The organism is Atribacterota bacterium (assembly GCA_028717805.1).
Taxonomy (GTDB): Bacteria; Atribacterota; Phoenicimicrobiia; order Phoenicimicrobiales; family Stramentimicrobiaceae; genus Stramentimicrobium.
Genome location: JAQUNC010000039.1, coordinates 1 through 20,519, shown reverse-complemented (window position 1 = coordinate 20,519; position 20,519 = coordinate 1). Strand labels below are relative to the sequence as shown.

The window sequence follows — 20,519 nt, the reverse complement described above, 5'->3', positions numbered from 1 at the left end:
CAAACCCCTAGAGCCACAAATGCTCCTTCGGCCATATGTATTTATTCTGGCATAAAGAAAGTTTTTTGACTATCCTGGTTAATCAGATTATGCTATAGCTGAATGTTATTTTTCAATTATAGACCCCCATTACATTATAGTTTCATGGTTACTGTTACTCTATTGAATAATTCTAACTGAGTCATTTCCATATTGGTAGAAAAACCACCGGCAATAATATAATTATCATCGACCTTTAATTCTACCTGTTCATTACTTGATAATCTCTGTTCTTCAGAATGCCAGAATACCTTCTCTCCTCTTAAAGAGTCTCCATCCTCTTTAGAAATTACTACATCACCATTTAATTCCATATCCTTGCTTTGCATATTAGCAATGCATTTCTGAGCAGAAATGTTCAAATGCGGTTCCTCATCTTTAAATATTGTCATCTGCTTGATATTTTCAAATAAGGTACTTTCTCGATCTTCACCTATAGAAATAGTATCAGCTTCAATTAACCATTCTTTTTTTTCATCTTTAATACCCAAAACCTGTCCCTCGCCAATACGAACAGGAGGTTCATGAATTATAATATCATCCTCCACCTGATCAATAGCTTCTTCAGGTGATATCGTTTCCTCTGGAGGAGTATTATAATAAAAATTATAAAAGAGATGTATACCAATTATCAAAACTACTGCTATTATTAGATATAATTTTATATTTTTCATTTCTTATTTTAAGGCTCCGCCTTCTGCCAGTTTCTAACGTTCTGTCAGGAAATATTATAGAAAATCTTAAAACATAACAAGAATGTTATTTCATCAAAACCTAATTGCTGGATATGTTTTCAAAATATATTGTAACATAAACCTGGTTGAAAAAATATATGTTTTTGTTTATAGTATTTAGTCGCTATTCCTTGGTTATTTATTCTTTTGTATCTGGTATTTAGTAAAGCGTTAATTTAGTCATCAGCAATTGGTCGCTAATATTTGGTATTACAGTATTTAGTTCTTAGAGTAAAATAGGTTAAAGTTTTTGGTTTTCAGTTAAAATATCCTTGCGTAAAGGTAGATGAGATTGTCTCAATGCTGCGCTTCTCGCAATGATAATTTCGTTATGCGTTATAAGCCGTGCGTATTATGTAAATCATAGGCAACAGTTATACCAAAAAAGTTTAACCAAAAACTAAAAACCTTTAACTGAAAACCTTACTAATATCCTAAATCATACAACATTTCGTCCCATAAGGTATCTTGAGAAAAATTGGTGTAATTATAATAACTATCATACTCATAGTAGGGATAATAAATAGATAGTCCATAGGAATTCTGGACACTGTTACCATTAAAAGTATTGCTGAGAATAATATTTCCGGATTGCAATGATTGATTAATATTATAAGCAGCATTTAAGACCTTGCTATTGTAAGTATAATAACCTAAGAGAGAGACATAATGCTTCAAATCAATGTACTCAAAACCAAGACTAGTATAATTCTGGGTTTCATTTCTGGCATCTCGATAATTATTTTTTGGTGTAGAATGGTCATTCATTATTTCTTGAGCCAGAATTGATATCTCTCCTGCCAAACTATCAATACCATTTAAGTCAATTGCTGAAAGAGTTACATTTCTTGTTGAACCATCATACTGGTCAGAATAGCAATTTATAATTTCAGTAGCGAAATGTTTAGTGTTTTGTTTAGGATTTATAACCATACCTTCCAGTATACAGTCATATTGCCAGCCATCACCAGGAATGGAAGCTTGAGAGGAAATCATAATACTAGCATAATCCTTAATTTGATAGGCAACTTCCACCATAGCCATATAACAAGCATCCATACCTATGATATCTAACTTTTTTCCTAATAAATTGTCAATAAAAGCCATCGCTTCTTCTAATTGAGGCATTGTTATGCTACTATCTAAACCAAAATTATAATCCCAGCAGATATCCCGGGAAGTTTCAGCTGAACGAAAACCCCCTCCATGATTCCAGAGGACCAGCATATATCTTTCTGCCGGGTATTTTTGAATTGCCCATTGTGCAAAATCCTTTAAGGTTTCTGGATCTCCCATATTCTTCTCACCAAGGTCTTGAATAAGTTTAGAATTAATTTTAACTGGATCCATATCCTGAGTAATATAATAACGACGGGTGCCAGTCCAGTTATTATTGCTACTATCGTCATAGGATCCCATTCCCAGTTTATCAAGAGCACTAAAGGGAATTCGATCCATTTGCACCACAATATTCACCTCTTTCGTTGAGCCAACCATTTCCATCTCATTGATATCCTGAATTCCCACTGTTTCCAAATCATTACCGGCAGCAAGATAGACCATTATCGTCCACTTTGCCTCTTCCGGTAAGGGAGGAAGGAATGAGCAGCCGGAAATAATGCATGAAAATAGTAACATCCCAATAATTAAAAGGGAAAAACTTATAGATATTTTGTGTTTTTTGTTCTTCATTAAAAACCTCTTTTGATTTCTATATTTTCAGCTATATCAAACTTCATATTTGAGTTATTTAACTTATTGGCAGATTATAAATTATCTGAGCTAACTTTCAATAATCAACAGTTAAACAGCTCTTGTTGTTGTTTATTAAACCATATAGATTTAAAATTATGGATATTCAACATACTGAAAAAGTATCAAATTCATTTAAATAGTATACTGCTAATTAAAAAGTATTACAATGTTTGTATTTTACCATTAATTGGGTTATTTTTATAGCTAAAATAAAACTGATAGTACATTTTTAGAAAGTTTTAGTTTATTGTTTATTTTAAGGGAATAAGTAATTATCATTGCAAGACGATAATAAATTGGAAATTCTGATTTTATTATTACCGCTTATACAATATAATAATAAAATCTAAATATTTTCAATTTTTTTTATACTACTCAGATTTTAATGATATAATTTATTTAAATAGAATATTAATTAAGAAACCATTTTTTCTTTTTCCATTTTCTGTTATAATTTACAACTAAACTATAAAAGAAACTCTAAATAAATTTTAAAAAGAAAGGAGGGATATCTTAATAATGAAAAAAATAGTATTTGTAAAATCACTTTTGATTATTGCTGTCATAGCCATCTTAGGCTTGGGCTTATCAGGATGTGTGATTATTCCAGAGATCCCAACAACAGGCACTGTGCAAGTTAAAATTATGAATGATGATTATTATTATTATGTCTATATGGATGGCAATTTATACACAGGTACATATTTAGGAACAACTAATTCGATTGGAGTTGGTATTTTTTATAATATACCAACCGGATACCATTCATTTTACGCGATAAGCACTGACTACTTATATGATGGTGGAGTTAGCAAAACAATATACACTGGAAATAATGTTGTAGAAATATATACTTATTAATATTAAAATTATTTGAAAAAATATAATTAGAAATAAAAAAATAATTACTAAAAAACAGAAGATGCTATATTAAAATACACATCTTCTGTTTTTTTTAAAAGCAATGAAGTTATACCTATATAAGTGTATATAAGTTAAATTAATGATTTTTTCTACTAAATTATGGTAAATTATTATTTAAATTATTGGACCAAGGAAATGATTTTGGTGTCAGTGGCTACTTCCAGGTATATTTTGGTTCCTTCTTTTAAGGTTATATTTTTACCTGGAATTAAAGCTCCAGCCACCAGACCTATGGGATTACTCAGGATAATCAATCCAGCAATACTGGCACCAATAGCAATCCCCAACCTAGAATTTTCTTCTTCTGCTGCCTCTCCCATAATTAATCTAATATTTGTTCCATCCAAAGCTTCAATAGACTTAAAATCAATTTCTAATTTTCCCTTTTTTAGTAAAACGGAAGCTCTTTTTGCTTTAAGCACTTCTCCCCTGGCTACTGTATTTTTGGGAATAATAATAGAACCAGAATAGACAATATCCTCAGCTACTTGATATTCAAATATGTCACCATCATCACTCTTTTTGGAACCAATGCTTTCCAGTAAAATTATCGGTATTAAGGTTCCGGCAGGAATGGTGATATCTTGGATATTAGGCCTTCCTTCAGGGAAACAAACAGTAAATATTTTTTCAGCCCTCATAGCAAGGACCTCTTCTGACAGTTCTCCAAATATCTTTAATTCCAGGTTTTCTATTTTAATTAATAATGGCTCGTCGGTAATTTCATCCTGCAAAGTCCACTGGGCAGAATTAACTTTAAAGGATAAGGAAGGCTCATCTAGTGTACCGATAACTATAAAATCTTTAAGCTGTTTTACCCTATCTTTAAGAATTCCAGGTAGTGTTCTGCCTACCAGTTCCTTTTCCAGAAATTCCACTCTACTTAGCAAGGCATCTTCTTTAACCTCACCAAAGACATGCAATTCAATCTGGGCTAAATCTTCAATTACGGCAATATCAGCAGAGGTTTGTGCTAAAGCAATTTGGGGCAAAATAATTGATAAAAGAAAAACAACTGTTAAAAAAATGGATATTCTTTTCTTTAGAAACATTTGATTCACCTCAATTAATAGTATTTAGTCTTTAGTATTTAGTCTTTAGTTCATTTTTTAATAGTTATTGATAATATTTTTATTACGTATTTAATTAGAAATAATATTTATTTTAATTCATACATAAGACTAAAATAATATTATATTTTTAACTATAGCTAATATAAAACTTTTTCACAATTATTTATTTTTTTAATCAAGTTGGATATCATCTTGCCAATGATTTCTAACCTATTTATTATATCACTTAATTCATCATCTTCTAAATATTTTAAATTATTTGCAATAATAATTTGTGTTTCAAGTTCTGCACAGCTTCCTAAAGAAATATATAAAAATTGTCTATATTCTTTATTATGAAAACGTGCGAACCCTTCAGCAATGTTAGAAGGAATTGATATTGCTGTCCTTCTAATTTGGGATGTTAATATGTATAATTCTTCTTTGGTAAATGAGCAGGATAGTTTATAAATATCATTAACTAATTCAATACTTCGTTTCCAGATATTTAAATCTTTATAACTTCTAATTTTCATTTTCTATTATCTATAATATTATTTATAATTGTATGTTTTAAAATATTTTTTATTCAAAACTAAATACTAACGACTAGCTACTGTTTCAAATATTCCCACACTTATAATGTATTATATCGTAAATTATTACATTATTTCAAATGATTATACCATATTGTATCGAAGAATTATTTAGTCGTTAGTTTATAGTTATTCATCTGTAGTTTTTTGTTTTTAGTGAAGAATTTTTTAGAATATCAGTTCTAAAGGCATATTTGAAAATTTCTTATTTACTGAAAACTTTAAACTATAAACTAAAAACTATATTGCTCTCAATTATTGGGTTAAGTGTAATAAAAAAGAAAAAGCCTCCGGACAATCCCGGAGGCTTGTTGTTCAAGTTAAGACAATTCGGTAATGATTAGAATTTGACTTCGACTCCAGCATAGACTTTGGTTGTATCAGACTTAATGATCCACTCATCATCATCTGACCAATCAGCTATGTCAGCATCCCAGTCATTCATTTCTACACCGACTTTTAAGACAGTGTTTTCAGCTACATCGTATTTCAACTGAGCTTCTGCACTGTAAAGGGCAGCACCGTCAGCATCCAATCGACCTTCAACAATGAACTGCATCGGGTCATCCGGGAAGGTGTAAGTCAAGTTAGCCATAGCTGTGAAATCAGGTACTGCAGAGAATAAGTAATCTCCGTATGCATTAAGCATAAATTCATCTTCATCACCGAGATCTAGGTTCAGGTATTGACCTTCTAAGTAAATGTCTCCGCTTTCCAGTCTATATTGTCCAAAAATGTAGCCTTCTTCATCCGGATTATCTTCATCAATATTAGTAAAGTCTAACTGTAAGCCAATTCTGTTTCTCTTCAGAGTAGCAAAAGCTGCATCCATTCTGTAATCCCATTTTGGAGTAACTTTGATCTGGAGATCATCTTCTTCATCAGTTAGCATAAATCCAAGAGCAACAGTCACACCAATTTCATCAGGATTGTACTTGCTGTTAGTAAGATCAAATCCGGGTTGAGTGTACCAACCTGTTACAGTTAAGTCTATATCATCATCTTCACCTAAAGTAGCAGTTGCTTTAGCAGCTGCTCCAAAGTATACATTGGTTAGATCGCTAGCTACAGCGCCTTCTACAGCTAAGCCTACTTGATCATCATCATCTTCATCAGTCAAATCAAAGGCAATATCTGCGCCGCCGAATAGCAGTCCTGCTAAATTGTCATAACCGGCAGTTACACCAATTGGTACATCGTCATCATCGCCAACATTAAAGGAAACATTCAAGAAGTAGAAGTCTTCTACATCCATAAATGCAGTCCAGGTACCAAGATCTTCATCAGTATCCCATTCCCACTGAGCCCAGACACCCGGGAATTCTTCTAACTCATCGAAATCGTACAGTAAGCCTAATGCAATGTCATCCGGTTCAATATCAGTAGAAATCCATAAGCTCCAGTCTCCAGCATATTTTAAATTATATTTACGAGGAGTAATGGTTACCGGGCCATTAAGAACGTTATCAATTCTTAGTTGAATTTCAGCAGTTGTTTCAGGATTAATTTCAGCTGCAAATTTGAGATCAACTCGATCTGTTAATGTTGCAGGTGCCAGTGGATCACCAGATAAATCAAAAACATCCTTACTATAGTCAGCTTTCCAAGTTCCAGTGATTTTCACCGGTTCAAAGAATCTTTCATGTTTGTCAACTAATTCTTTCATTGCAGCAATGGCTTCACTGTGTTCACCAAGAGTTGCTTCCAGATCAGCTACGGTGACTCCGAGTCTGGCTAATTCGTCAGCAAATTCCACAGCAAGTTTGGATAGGATTTCTACATCTTCTGCAAGACCGCCATACTGTTCAACGTAAGCTAACACTCTTGCTATTGCTTCGGCAAATTCATAACGGGTTAACATTCTCTGACCGCCAAAGGTTCCATCAGGATAACCGATGACCACACCTTTAGCTGCGAGGGTCTGAACTGCATCATAAGCCCAATGATTTAAAGGAACATCAACAAACGGGTTCGCTAAAGCCGGAATAGCTAAAGCAAATACAAGCACTAATGCTAATGCTAATTTTTTCATGTTTTCTCCTTGGTTTTTTAATATTTCCAGCTTAATACTCTTTTAAAACACCTGTTAATTGAGTATCCTTCGTTTCCTCACTAAGATGTTTTCTTAAAAGAATTAAGATGGATGTTTGTACCATTTCTACATAAATAAAGCAGGCACCAATTCTTTTTCACCTCCTTTCTTCCCCTTTATTCACAAATTGAAATGATACAAATCTTTTTTCATTAATTAATTATAATAAATTACCGCAGGCAATATTTTACCAAAGAACATTTGCTATTATTATAGAATGGTAAATTTATGAATGTCAAGCTTTTCTATATAAAATTTACATTTTTATATTTCTTTTTTATTAATATACTAATATTTAGGTCAAATAAATTCAATTTGATTACTTGCCCAGGTTCTTTGCTTCCAGTAAATAATCGTTTAACCTATTCTAATACAGTTTAATAATGTAATTTGGTTTTTTTCTGTAAACTGACAACTGGAAACATTAATCTGTTCTTTACTAAAAACTATAAACTGATAACTGATAACCTCGACATGAATGTATACCCAAATTAGTGGATAATTTTTGTTCCTTCAATTCTCACTTTAAATGGACCAGTAGTCCAGGTATCAGAAAGAGCAATCACCCTTATCTGCATAGTGGTTTCACCCTGAACAATATCTCTGACCATCTCAAAAAGATTAACAGCAGAAATGGTACCCACTAAACTGGTACGTGGCTCCGGTATAATACCTTCCTGCACTGCTTTAAGATTAACCTTACGCAAGATAGAAAATAATCTATTTTCAGCTTCTTTGGGATCATTTATAGCCGGAATCTCCTCTTCTAAAATAACTTCATTTTCTTTAAAAACCAACTTATTTCCCAGAATAGCAAAGTTGGCAATAACTATTTCACCCCTAATAACATTCATGGAAGCCAGTAAGCGTACAATTAATTCTTCCTGACTCTGGCTAATCTTCTGAATTAAATCATCAAATTCACTTTTAGAAATAATAAGTACCTGTTCGTTTTTTTCATCTGGTTCAGCTCCCAGTTCCAATACTTTCCTAGTCGCCTGACTAATAAGATTAAGTAGGTCTCTTTCTATCTGTTCCTGTGGAATTCCACCTTTGATGATAGTCATAGCGATTTCTTCACCTTGATCTATAATTATATCTCCACTTCTTAACCAGCTAATTCCTGAGTAAAGAGCCTTTACTGTTTCCTGTAATTCAATAATTTCTTGTTGGAGACTATCCCTTTCTTCAGTTAACCTTTGTCTAACCTCTATCAGAGATTCTAATTGTGTAGTTTGTAATTCAATCTGGCTGTTTAACTTATGAAATTCCCCCTCCAATTCTTCTAACTCTAAGGTTCTCTCCTCTAATTCTTTTCGAGCCTCTTCCAGCATTGTGTTTCTTACCCTTATCTCCTGGGTAAGTTCGTTTTGTTTCTGACGCAGTTCATCCATACCAAACAAAGCAGTACGAACGTCATTAGAAAGTATAGATAAAATTGATAGGGTAAGAATAGAAATAATTATACCTGTTAAGATAGTAATAAAAACAGCAGTGCGATGGGGACGTAAACCAAAAATACTTATTTTCTTTTTACCAATACGAAAACCAGTTAAATCCCCAATATAAGCTATGACTCCACTGATAAGGATTAAAGTTAATATTAAGATAATGCTATACATAATATAGTCAGGGGAGGTTTCCCCTGAAACCTCTCTATTGATTCGTATATAGTATACCGTATAGCGTATAACTTGGTGTGTAATACGCAAATTAGTTGTTAGTTAGTAGTTAGTCGCTGGTATAAATTGGTTTTAAGTTTTTTGTTTCAGGTTTACGATTATAGGTTGTTGGTATTTGCCAACAAAATAATTTTTGTATTTTATTACCGTTTTATTTTTAACTCTATTACCCTAAAGCTATCATTAAACTCAAATAATTTTTTACGATGTACGTTATACGGTATCCTGGTATACCCTGGTTATTTAATATCATTTAATAGCTATATTTTTCCATTATAAAGAATATTTTGCTTTTACTCTTTACCTCATTCTTTACTAAAAACTATAAACTGAAAACTTTCAACTGTAAATTTTTTATAAGGTAAAACGTTCGCCAAGATAATATTTTCGGGTAATTTCTGAACTGGCTACTTCAGAAGGATTTCCAGAAGCCAATATTTTTCCATCATGCATAATATAAGTACGATCAGTAATCTTCATGGTCTCCCTAACATTGTGGTCAGTAATAAGAATACCCAGTCCCTTTTCTTTCAAGTAGCCAATAATTTCTTGAATATCATAGACCGCAATAGGATCTATACCAGTAAAAGGTTCGTCAAGCAGTATAAAGGATGGTGAGCTGGCTAAAGTACGTGCAATTTCTACTCTTCGTCTCTCGCCACCGGAAAGCATATAGCCCTTATAATCAGCTAAGTGTTTAATTTCTAACTCCTGTAACATTCTAGAACATCTTTTTTCTCTCTCAGTACGTTCTATACCAAGAGCTTCCAGAATTAACAAAATGTTTTCCTCAACAGTTAATTTCCGAAAAATAGAAGGTTCCTGAGCAAGATACCCTAATCCCATTCGTGATCGTTGAAACATGGGTATGTGGGTAATATCTTTGCCTCTAAAAAACACCTTTCCTTTATCCGGACGAATCAATCCAGTTATCATATAAAAGGTAGTTGTTTTCCCAGCTCCATTAGAACCGAGTAAACCAACTACCTCTCCTCTATTAATTTCTATATTAACCTCATCAACAACTCTGCGTCTGCGATAAATTTTAACCAGTTGTTCGGTCCATATTTTTTCCAAATTTTCCAAATGCTTCTCCCAAAAATTGATTGATGACTAACTGCAAGCTAATTAAATAAATCTATATCTAAAATAATGATTTATTTGCTGGAGGTAATCCTCTGAATTTCAGCAATTACATCCTGAGTTAGATGCTCACCACCATATAAAATGATTGGGTATTCATTGAGATCATTTCCGGTAAATACTGGAACTTCACTATTAATAATTACTTGATACTTACCTTTTTCTCCAACAGCCTTTATTGCTTGCAGAATATCAGAATTCCTTTCTGCCTGTAAAGCTTGCATCTGAGCTAATAGTTTCTGTTTTACTGGTTCCCATTCTGCATTAAATTTTTCTTCCAATTTTTTAAGTTCTGTCTCTTCCAGCCCTTTTCCTTCTTGATTGAGTTTTTCCTGCCTGGTCTGCAATTCTGTTCTTAACTCCTGGTTTATCTGATTTATTTTTTCGGTATTAGGATGACTGGCAGTTACTTTAGCCAAACTAACATAGCCAACATTCTGAGCTAAAGCACCTATGGTGAAAAAAGTTAATAATAAAGCAATTGCTGTTAATAAAAAAGCTACTCTGTATCTGCCCACTATTCTTGCCTTCAAGTTAAAAGTCATATACTATCTTCCTCCTTAATTTATATGTTCAATACCATAGAATTTTTTAAATATAATTATTAAGTAAGTATTTATATATTTATACTAAATACGGTTACGGTTTCTTAAATATAATAAATAAAAGCAAAAATAATTTATAATAGATTATTCCTTAAAATTAATTTACATACTTATAAATTAGAAAGTGTGCCCAATGCTGAAATAAGCCTTACCCTCCTCATCTTCTCCAAAACCATAATCAATGCTGATTGGTCCCAAGAAGGTATCAAAGCGTATTCCCACTCCCTTACCAAACTTCAAATCACCTATAGCAATAGATTCACCAAAATCCCAGGCATTACCCCAATCAGCAAAGATAACTGCTTGTAAATTATCCGCCAGAGGAAAACGATATTCAATGTTAAAAATAAGAGAAGTATCTCCTGAGAATTCTTTATACTCATAACCCCTTATAGTGCCTAATCCTCCGACCTCGTATTTTGCAAAAGAGGGTAAAGAAGTATCACCAACGCCGACTACCATTCTCATTGCCAGTACACCCTGATTGATGGTACTGGTAATAGTAGTGTCATCTGCTCGGTCTTCTTCAAATATATCAGTAGAAAGATAGGTACGCAAATCTAAATCATACTTACGGTAGTCATAATCTCCTCCCAGTATCCCACCAGCATTTTGAATAGAAGCAGTACCATACCATCCTTCTGTTGGATTAAATCGGTCATCTCGGGTATCGTAAATTAATATCGGTCGGAAACTATTGGTTAGTCCTTCCTGAATATTATCAGGTAACTGACCAGATATTAAATTATAACTCGCATCCTCAGTCTTTAACTCCAAGCCAACCTTAAAATGTTCTTTAAACTCTCGTCCAAAAGTAAGCTTACCGCCTATTCGTTCCATTTCATATTTGGAATCAATACCATCGATTTTTTTATTCACTTCCATGAAAGAATCATAAACATCTAAACCAAAAAATGTAGGGGTATTTCCTAACCAGGGTTCATAGAAGGAAAAACTATAGGTAGTCCTGGTACCCACTTCCAGTTTTGCCTCAATGCTCTGCCCTCGTCCAAAAAGATTAGATTCTTTAATACTGGCATAGGCAAATAATCCCTCACCTGTGCTATAACCTCCTCCACCTCCAAATAAACCGGTACTTTTCTCTTTCACCTCTATTACTACTACAATCAAGTGTTCCTCGCTGCCCGGCTCTAACCTCATGGAAACATCTTCAAAAAATCCAAGATTATAAACTTCCTGTAATGATTCTTTTACTTTACTAAAATCAAATAATTCTCCGGATTCAATATTTATTTCTCGCCTTATTACCTTATCAACTGTCTTTTCATTACCGCTAATCCTTACCTCTTCAATTATCCCTTCAGCCAGTTTAATTAAGAGCACACCGGTATTCTGATTAAAATCAATTTCTTCCACCTGAGCTAATATTAATCCTCTCTCTTTATATAGTTGAGAAATTCTATCCAGGTCATTCTGTAATATCTTTTGAGAAAACACCTGTCCCTTGCTTAAGACCATAACATCTTTAATTTCCTGATCTGCCAAAATAGTACTTCCTTCAATGACAATATCTTCTATAATTGCATTTTCCTTAACTTGAAAGACAACTCTATAACCATCTCGAAACGGTTCTAACTTAACCTGGACATCCTGAAAATAACCCAAATCAAAGATTGCTTTCATATCAGCTTGAACTTTATCCTTGGAAAACAAATCTCCAATATTGGAAGAAATTAGAGACACTATAAATTTTGTATCGATATGTTCATTGTCGCGTACGACGATGGCAGTAATTTTCCCATTATTCTGGGCTAGAGCTGTATTAAAAAATGGGAAAAGTAATATTAATACTATGATAACAAATAAAAAACATTTATTTACTATTTTATTTCTCAACTCGTTTTCCTCCTGGATATTTATTCCTCTCAATCATTCCTTGAATAAAAAAGTTTTCACTTTTTCTATTATATAACATATCTTAGAATATCTAAACAAATTCTAAGAAAATTATTTTGGAAAAATTAGTAATTTTACCAAAATGGGATTCAGAATGGTCTATAAATATTTGAAATAGATAGCAAGGCACTGTATAGCTTTATATCTCAAATTGCTAATGCCAAATAGGGTAATTCCTTCTAATAAACTAAAATTGAATATGTAATTTTTTTGCTAAATCATCAAGATAAGTATAAAAAATAGGCACCACAATAAGGGTTAAGAAAGTTGAGGATGTTAATCCTCCAATAATTGTTACAGCCATAGGAGCTCTCATTTCAGCGCCTTCCCCTGCAGCAATAGCCATCGGCAACATAGCTAAGACCGTCGTTAAAGTAGTCATTAAAATTGGTCTTAACCGTATTTTTCCACCCTGAATAACCGCTTCATTACGTTCTAACCCTTTTTTCCTTAATTGATTAATATAATCTATCAGTACAATTGCGTTATTTACCACAATACCAGCTAACATTATCAAGCCGAGAAAGGAAAGCACATTAAAACTAATATCAGTAATCAATAATGCCAAAATAACCCCAATCAGTGAAAAAGGAACAGAAAGAATGACCGCAAAAGGAAATAATAATGATTCAAATTGGGCAGCAATAATCATATACACTAAAAATATAGAAAGAATTAGGGCAAAGAAAAGGCTTTGAAATGACTCTATCATCTCCTGATTTTCACCCGCAAAAGTATAATTATATCCCTCTGGTAACACTATTGCCTCCAATTTTTTCTGGGCATCCTGAATAACATTTCCCAGGAAACGACCGCTGATATTGCCTGTAACGGTAACTATTCTCTGCTGATTTTCCCTGTTTATCACCTGGGGGCCGATTCCAGAGACTACTTCAGCAATTTCCTTTAGAGGAATCTGCAATCCATATCCTGAGCTTATATATAAATTTTCTAATTGCTGGATATTTTCTAAATCACTTTTGTCCAAGCTTACCCTGATATCAAACTGGTCTCCTCCTTCCTGATAATAGCTAGCAACTTTTCCTAAAATGGCATCCTGGATATTAGTAGCAATTTGTCCGGCGCTTAAACCATATAAATTAGCCTTTTCTCTATCAATATTGATATGGAGCTCGGGTCGGACCTCCTCAACACTACTTTTCAAATCATATATTCCCTCTACTTCACTTAATATGTCTATAATTATCTTTGCAGTATAGCCTAACTCTTCAATTGAATCACCAGTAACTTTAATAGAAAGAGGAGAGCCTGTAGAAAAAGACATTCCTTGTTCGCCAATATTAATTTTTGTATCAGGATAATCATTTATTCGGCTGCGTAAATCAGCAATAATATCTTTGATTTCCCTTTCTCTTTCAGACTGGTCAGTTAAGCTAACCATTAGGGACCCGGAATTATTGCCACCTCCGCCTATACCCATTCCCATCCCTTCTCCACCAATACCAGTAAAGATATTTTTAACTTCAGGAATGTTGCTGACTGTTCTTTCAATATCTTCTACCACTTTCCTGGTAACCTCAAGGTTCGTACCCACCGGTAAGGATATATTAATATTGAAAGAACCCTGGTCTACAGAAGGAAAAAATTCTGTCCCAACTATTGGCACGAGAAGAAAAGATATAATTAATATTATAACGGCAAGTATGGTTACCATGCCACGATGACGTAAAGAACCTCGAATAAGATTGCCATAAATTCTATTTATAAAATTAAATAATCGGCCTCTCCCTTCAATATACTCGGCGCCAACTGCACTGTCAGCTTCATGATTATCATTAGCTGGATTATTATTCTTTTCCATAGACGAAGATAAAGATTTTGTCGGCTTCAGTGTTCTTCTTATCAATTTTGAAGAAAGCATAGGGATTAAAGTCAGTGCAACAAATAAAGACATAAGTAGTGAAAAGGTTATTGTTAAACCCATTGATTTAAATAATTCCCCGGCTATTCCAGAAACATAAGCTACTGGTAAAAATACCGCAATGGTAGTCAGAGTGGAAGCTGTAATGGCTTGACTGACCTCGTTAGCGCCTTCCTGAGAGGCTAGTAATGCATTTTTCCCTATTTCCCGTTGCCGATAAATATTTTCCGAAACAACTATGCCATTATCTACCAGCATTCCTATACCTAATGCCAGTCCGCCGAGTGTCATCATGTTTAGCGTTAAATTAGAAAAATATAGTAGAGTAAAAGTAGAAATTACTGAAATAGGTATGGCTAATCCGATAACAATAGTACCACTTATGCTGCGTAAAAATAAATATAATACCAGAATAGCTAACACAGCTCCAAAAAGGAGAGTATTGGTCACTTCAGAAATAGTTTTTTTAATGAAATCAGAAGAATCAAATATATTTATAATCTGAATATCGCCTGGAAGCAGCTCTTCTATTCGTTTCAATTCATGGTTAATCCTGTTGGCAACAATTACCGTGTTTGCTCCAGATTCTTTCTGAATACTAAAGGCTACACTGGGCAATCCATTAATATAATTTATTGAATTTTTTTCTTTGAAAGTATCTGTTATTTGAGCAATATCCTTTAAATAGATTTGATTTCCCTGTAAATTAGTAATCACTACATTTCGAATATCTTCAATGCTTTCAAATCGTCCCAGGGTTCTAATTAACAAATCAATAGTACCATCACGAACAGTTCCTGCTGGTAAATTGATATTTTCACTTCTTAAAGACATAACAATTTGATCTAATGTCAACTGATTCGCACGAATTTTTTCACTATTTAAGGAAACTAATATTTCTCTTTCTAATCCGCCACTTACTGAAGCCTGGGCTATTCCTTCCAATCTTTCCAGTCTTGGTTTAACAATATCCTGAGCAAATTTTTCTAATTCATTAAGTTCATATTGCTCTGAACCCATACCCAATATCATCATCGGCATCATAGACGGATCTGCTTTGAATATAATGGGATCGCTGGCATCACTGGGGAGCATGCTTTTTACCATATCTATTTTTTCTCTTATTTCCAGAGAGGCAATGTCCATATTAGTTCCCCATTGAAAAGAAAGCAGTATTATTGAGCTCCCCTCCTGCGAATAGGAATTAACCGTATCAACCTGATTCATGGTACTTACGGCTTCTTCTAAAGGAATAGTAATAAGTGTTTCTATTTCTTCCGGGGCAACGCCTGGATAAGAGACTATAATTGCTGAAACAGGAAAAGATAAATCAGGCAATAAATCAAGACCTAATCCCTGATAAGAAATAATGCCAATCACAATGAGGGTAATAAACAACATTAATATAGTAACTGGTCTATTAACTGAAAATTTTGGCAAATTCACTGCTTTATATCCTCCCGGTCGATAACCCTAACTTTTTCTCCACTTTGAACTGTTATATTTCCGGAAATAACAATTTCCTCATCCTTGTGCAGACCTTGTAAAATTTCAACCTGATTACCCTGGCTAATTCCAGTAACAACTTCTCTTTGTTCAACAATATCTCCCTTTAAGACAAATACATAAATCCCATCTTTTTTTCTAGTTAAAGCGGTATCCGGAATAATAAGGGTATCCTTAATTTCCCTGATTGCTATATTAGCCCTGGCAAAAACGCCAGGCGGTATCTCTGTATCAGGATTATTTAATCTTATTTTAACTTCCATCGTTTTACTAGCAGGGTCTACCATCACCCCTTTGCTAGTAATTTCTCCAGAAAACACATTTTGCGAGAAAGCATCGATAAATATTTCAGCTTTTTGTCCTAATTGTATGGTAGCAACATCTTTTTCAGATATTCCCGTTGTTACATACAATTCACTGGTATCCACAATAGCTAAAAGAGGAATTGTGGAGGAAACCAGTTCTCCAATTTTGGCATTAATTGATGTTACTTTACCACTGATGGGAGCTTTAACCACAGTATTATTTAGTTGCGATTGAGTCATTTCTAAAGCAGATTGAGCCTGTCTAACCTGAGCCTCTACCGATCTAAGATCCTGTTCAGAGGCACCTTCCATAACCAGCTTGTAACTCTCATTTGCCACTTGATACTGAGCTTCAGCAATCTCGAATTGATTTTTAGCCTGGTCATGCTGCTGTTCTGAAACAGCACCTTCAGAAAAAAGTTTCTGCATACTTAAATAATTTTCTTCTGCGCTATCTCTACTTATCTTGGCTTGACGAACTGCTGCTTCTGCTTGACTTATTTCCTGAGGTCTGGCACCAGTTTTGACCTTTTCTAAAGAAGCCTGGATAGCATCAAGAGTAGCTTTCGCCTGAGCTACCTGTAATCTAATCTGTTCATCATCCAGACGCATTAATATATCATTTTTTTGTACAGTATCACCTTCCTTAACCAATAATTCCTTTACCTGTCCAATGTTCTTAGCGTATACTCTAACTATTTCTTTAGGTTCTACCAATCCACTGACAGTAAAGAATGATTTGATATCACCTCCTTGAACTCTGGCAACCTGTACTGGCACTATCCTATCTGGTTGTGTCTGAGGGATTGTAGCTATTTCTTGCCTCTGCTGGTAAAAACGATTTGCTATTGGTATAATAAGCAATCCCACAAATATGATAATAACTGCATAAAAAACTCTGCACTTGGTAATTCTCATATAATATATTCCTCTCTTAGTCTTAATAGCATAATTTTTTTAAGTAAACTATTACCATTATCTTTTAGTTATTCAATAGAAATTCTTCCTCTTGAAAATCCCTGCAATTATTCTTCAGCTTGATATGAATTAATCTTTTTTACTGAATATTTTTAAGCAATATAACTTCTTACTTTGACTGTCTGTAAAATATTCAGTTATTATATTATAATCTTTATGCTGAAACTATTTTACTAAACTATTCATAAATGTTAAATAAGTAATAAAAATATAGTTAAACAATAATTTTTTAATAATTCAATAATCCCATAGCCTTTATCAAAGCTGCTCTGCTGGTATTATAATCATGTAAAGCGTTGAGATGATTAGTTTCTGCTTCAATTAAAGCACTTTGGGCATCAATTACTTCGATATTGGTAGCAATGCCCTCATTATATTTTACCTGGGCGATGCGAAAACTCTCCATAGAATCCTTAATACCCTGTTCGGTTACTTTAACTAATTTCTCTGCTTCCTTCATATTTAGAAAGGCAGAGCGTACTTCAAATTCTATTAATTGTTCAACCTGTTTTCTACTTTGCTCAACCTGGGATAAATTTATTTCAGCCTGTTTTATTTTTGATTTATTTACTCCACCATCAAAAATAGGTACTTCTCCTATTATTGCTACCTGCCAGCCAGTTAATCCTGATTCCATATTCATAACTATTTGTGGTCTTCTATTGCTTTTGGCTATATCTACCATTCCTTCCATTATAATTTTCTGTTGATTAATATTGTGTATTTCAGGTCTGCACTGCCAGACTGTTTCCAATGCTTCCTCCAGGGTAATCTCGCAAGCTTCATAAGAAAGACTATCCTGTAATTGAATTATAGTCTCCAGGGCAATTCCCAAGATGGAATTTAAATTATATACTGCCAGCATATAACCATTTTCCGCTCTAATTAAATTATGTTCCAGATTAGATAGCTGAGAATTAATCCGGTTTAAATCAATGGGAGCAATCATTCCTTCTGCCAGTAGTGACTGGGAGGTCTCCAGATGTGCTTTAATCTGGGTTAAAGCCTGCTCACTTACTCTCTTCAGTCCTTCTGCCTGCAATACCCGGTAATAAGCTTCGGTTACTTTATAAATGAGTTCCTGTTTATTTGCTTCCAGTTCATTAACAGCAATAGATTGTTCCGCTTCAGCAAGTTCAACAAGAGTTTTTAGCTTACCACCACTGTACAGTACCTTGGAAACCTTAACTGAGATAAGAGGAACTCCATAACCGGAGGAATAAAGATAACTAAAATCGCCTTCGGCAATGTTTTCCATATCGGGAGCTTCATTCATTCTGATATAACCACCCTGAAATTTGGCGTTGATTTTAGTAGCTCCTTTGGTTTCTTTCACCTGCTCCTCTTTTGCTTCTACTTTACTCTGGGAAATCCGATATCCCAGATTGTTCTCTAGAGCAATTCTAATACATTCTTCTATATCCAAACTTAGACTTTCTGCCGAATAAGCCATTTCTGAAAAAATTAAAAATATATATACTATTAATAAAATAAATATTGATAACCAGAATGATTTACCTCTTGTAAATGCTATTGATTTGTTCATAAATAAACCTCCTTCAGAATTTAACAATAAAAATGAAAGTGATCTTTTTTATACTATTCATTGTTGTTTTCTCTTTCCATCTGTTTCATCTTCTTCCAGACTGCAAGCGCCTCTTCAGCGCTATTAACTTGAACATCGCTAAAAACATGAGGATGACGACGGATAAATTTTTCTTTAGCACCATTTAATACCTGTTGATAATCAAATAACCCTTCTTCTTTAGCTATCTGTATCTCCAGCAAAATATCCATCAACAAATCTCCCAGTTCCTCACATAAATTTTGAGAATTTTTATTATCTACAGCTTCTTTTATCTCTTGTGCTTCATCCAGGATATTAATCACCATGGAGTTCAGGGTTTGTTTTTTATCCCAGAGACAGCCCTGGGGACCTCTAAGTTGAGTAACAATAGAAATTAATTCCGAAAACAATTCTTTCTCTTTCTGGAACATTAGAAAAGACCCTCCTTCCTGATCTGTCCAAACATCCTTTTAATAACTATCTATTATTTTATTTTTAAGATAATTATAATTACATTATATTAAAAAAGTTTTAATAACATTTAAATTAAATATAAAATTTTTATAAAAATATTGGCAATATTCTCAATCATATTATATCAAGGATGTTCAAGGGGAATCCTCCCCCTTGAAAACCCCTAAATACAACTTTAAATTAATATAGAAAATAATTTATGATATTTCGTTTTAGAATCCTGAGGGATCATAAGCCTGGGTAGTAATTGTCCTCAGGATGTTCAAGGGGAATCCTCCCCCTTGAAAACCCCTTTATTCAGTATATAGTATACTAGTATATGATATGGTATACCGTGGTGCGTAGTGCATTACATAGTAGTATACCGTACTAAGTATATTGTATATCGTTAATTTAGTCATTTAATAGATATTGGTATAGTACAAGTAGTTGGGTAGTTAGTATTTAATTCTTAGAATAAAATAGTTTTCGGTTTTCGGTTTAAATCTCCTTAAGTAAAAGTTGATGAAATTACCTCAATGCTTTGCTCCTCCCAATGACCGAAAAGGAAAAGATTCCTGGCAATAGCAGAAAAGGAAAGGTGCTCCTTATAATGACTATTTGGTTATGAGTCATGCGTATTGCGTGAATCATAGGTAAGTGTTATACCCAAATAAAGGTTTAACCAAAAACTATAAACCTTTAACTATAAACTTCAAGGTCCTTGCGAGCACTGCCTAAGTAGTGTGTGGCAATCTATTAACTTCCTAAAGACATTCAAAGTATTTTCTTTATGGGATAATCAGTGGATGACTTCCCTGATTATCCTGTTTCAGGAATAACTGTCTTTAAAAAAGATAAAAAAAGATGGAGAATGCTATGGGAATAGACTAAATTATCAGTCTCCTGGAAAATCATTTTTAATTCATAATAACGACCTTTCTGAGAGTAGCTTATATTCTTTCTGGTTTCAATCTTTAGAGCATCTTTAATTTTACTCTCCAAAGGAGAACCTATTTGGTATTTAATAGAAACATAGCGATTAGTTATCCTGATGTTAGTCACTCCTTGATTTTTTAACTTTAATTTCAGTTGAACTAACAGTAATAGATTTTCAACTTCTCCTGGATAAAGCCCATAGACATCCTGTAGTTCACTTCCTAAATCATTTAGTTCTGTCTCCGTTTTTATTTGACTTAGCCTTTGATAATAACTTATTCTTAATTCAGGATTGGAAATATAATACTCTGGAATATAACTATCCAGCTTTGCTTCAATTTCTGGTTCTG

General features: G+C 33.5%; 15 protein-coding genes. 1 reads left to right on the top strand and 14 read right to left on the bottom strand.

All coding sequences use genetic code 11. The annotated features are described in order from the left end of the window. Nucleotides 1-134 precede the first annotated feature (134 nt). Entirely contained in the window at nt 135-713 is a 579-nt protein-coding gene (gene lptC / locus PHD84_08640) for an LPS export ABC transporter periplasmic protein LptC (GenBank protein ID MDD5637865.1), read from the bottom strand. A gap of 486 nt (nt 714-1,199) precedes the next feature. Next, nucleotides 1,200-2,465, bottom strand: a complete 1,266-nt coding sequence (locus PHD84_08635) for a clostripain-related cysteine peptidase (protein MDD5637864.1) — start codon at nt 2,463-2,465, stop codon at nt 1,200-1,202. Nucleotides 2,466-3,047: 582 nt separating this feature from the next. Between PHD84_08635 and PHD84_08630 the strand changes: the two genes are divergently transcribed. Further along, complete coding sequence (locus tag PHD84_08630; GenBank protein MDD5637863.1) at nt 3,048-3,389, top strand: hypothetical protein; 342 nt, start codon at nt 3,048-3,050, stop codon at nt 3,387-3,389. 182 nt (nt 3,390-3,571) lie between these two features. Here PHD84_08630 and PHD84_08625 read toward each other — a convergent pair whose 3' ends face one another. From PHD84_08625 to PHD84_08570, 12 genes are all read right to left on the bottom strand, one after another. Then, the gene (locus tag PHD84_08625; GenBank protein MDD5637862.1) at nt 3,572-4,504 is read right to left on the bottom strand and encodes a hypothetical protein; all 933 of its coding nucleotides are present in this window, start codon (nt 4,502-4,504) and stop codon (nt 3,572-3,574) included. A gap of 158 nt (nt 4,505-4,662) precedes the next feature. Further along, nucleotides 4,663-5,034 (bottom strand): four helix bundle protein, encoded by a 372-nt coding sequence (locus tag PHD84_08620; GenBank protein ID MDD5637861.1) that lies wholly within the window; start codon nt 5,032-5,034, stop codon nt 4,663-4,665. Nucleotides 5,035-5,440: 406 nt separating this feature from the next. Beyond that, nucleotides 5,441-7,132 carry an S-layer homology domain-containing protein gene (locus tag PHD84_08615; protein ID MDD5637860.1) on the bottom strand — a complete coding sequence of 564 codons (1,692 nt, stop codon included), beginning with the start codon at nt 7,130-7,132 and terminating at the stop codon, nt 5,441-5,443. Between the two features lie 551 nt (nt 7,133-7,683). Further along, nucleotides 7,684-8,814, bottom strand: a complete 1,131-nt coding sequence (locus PHD84_08610; protein ID MDD5637859.1) for a DUF3084 domain-containing protein — start codon at nt 8,812-8,814, stop codon at nt 7,684-7,686. 414 nt (nt 8,815-9,228) lie between these two features. Continuing rightward, nucleotides 9,229-9,951 (bottom strand): LPS export ABC transporter ATP-binding protein, encoded by a 723-nt coding sequence (lptB, locus tag PHD84_08605; protein MDD5637858.1) that lies wholly within the window; start codon nt 9,949-9,951, stop codon nt 9,229-9,231. A gap of 80 nt (nt 9,952-10,031) precedes the next feature. Beyond that, entirely contained in the window at nt 10,032-10,562 is a 531-nt protein-coding gene (locus PHD84_08600; GenBank protein MDD5637857.1) for an OmpH family outer membrane protein, read from the bottom strand. Between the two features lie 177 nt (nt 10,563-10,739). After that, the gene (locus PHD84_08595; GenBank protein ID MDD5637856.1) at nt 10,740-12,479 is read right to left on the bottom strand and encodes a BamA/TamA family outer membrane protein; all 1,740 of its coding nucleotides are present in this window, start codon (nt 12,477-12,479) and stop codon (nt 10,740-10,742) included. A gap of 247 nt (nt 12,480-12,726) precedes the next feature. Continuing rightward, nucleotides 12,727-15,867 (bottom strand): efflux RND transporter permease subunit, encoded by a 3,141-nt coding sequence (locus PHD84_08590; protein ID MDD5637855.1) that lies wholly within the window; start codon nt 15,865-15,867, stop codon nt 12,727-12,729. After that, complete coding sequence (locus tag PHD84_08585; GenBank protein ID MDD5637854.1) at nt 15,864-17,150, bottom strand: efflux RND transporter periplasmic adaptor subunit; 1,287 nt, start codon at nt 17,148-17,150, stop codon at nt 15,864-15,866. Before PHD84_08585 ends, PHD84_08590 begins: the two co-directional genes overlap by 4 nt. Before the next feature lie 289 nt (nt 17,151-17,439). Beyond that, nucleotides 17,440-18,756 (bottom strand): TolC family protein, encoded by a 1,317-nt coding sequence (locus PHD84_08580; GenBank protein MDD5637853.1) that lies wholly within the window; start codon nt 18,754-18,756, stop codon nt 17,440-17,442. Nucleotides 18,757-18,809: 53 nt separating this feature from the next. Next, nucleotides 18,810-19,208 carry a MazG nucleotide pyrophosphohydrolase domain-containing protein gene (locus tag PHD84_08575; GenBank protein ID MDD5637852.1) on the bottom strand — a complete coding sequence of 133 codons (399 nt, stop codon included), beginning with the start codon at nt 19,206-19,208 and terminating at the stop codon, nt 18,810-18,812. A gap of 844 nt (nt 19,209-20,052) precedes the next feature. After that, on the bottom strand, nt 20,053-20,519 hold a 467-nt coding region (locus PHD84_08570; protein ID MDD5637851.1), incomplete at its 5' end, for a hypothetical protein.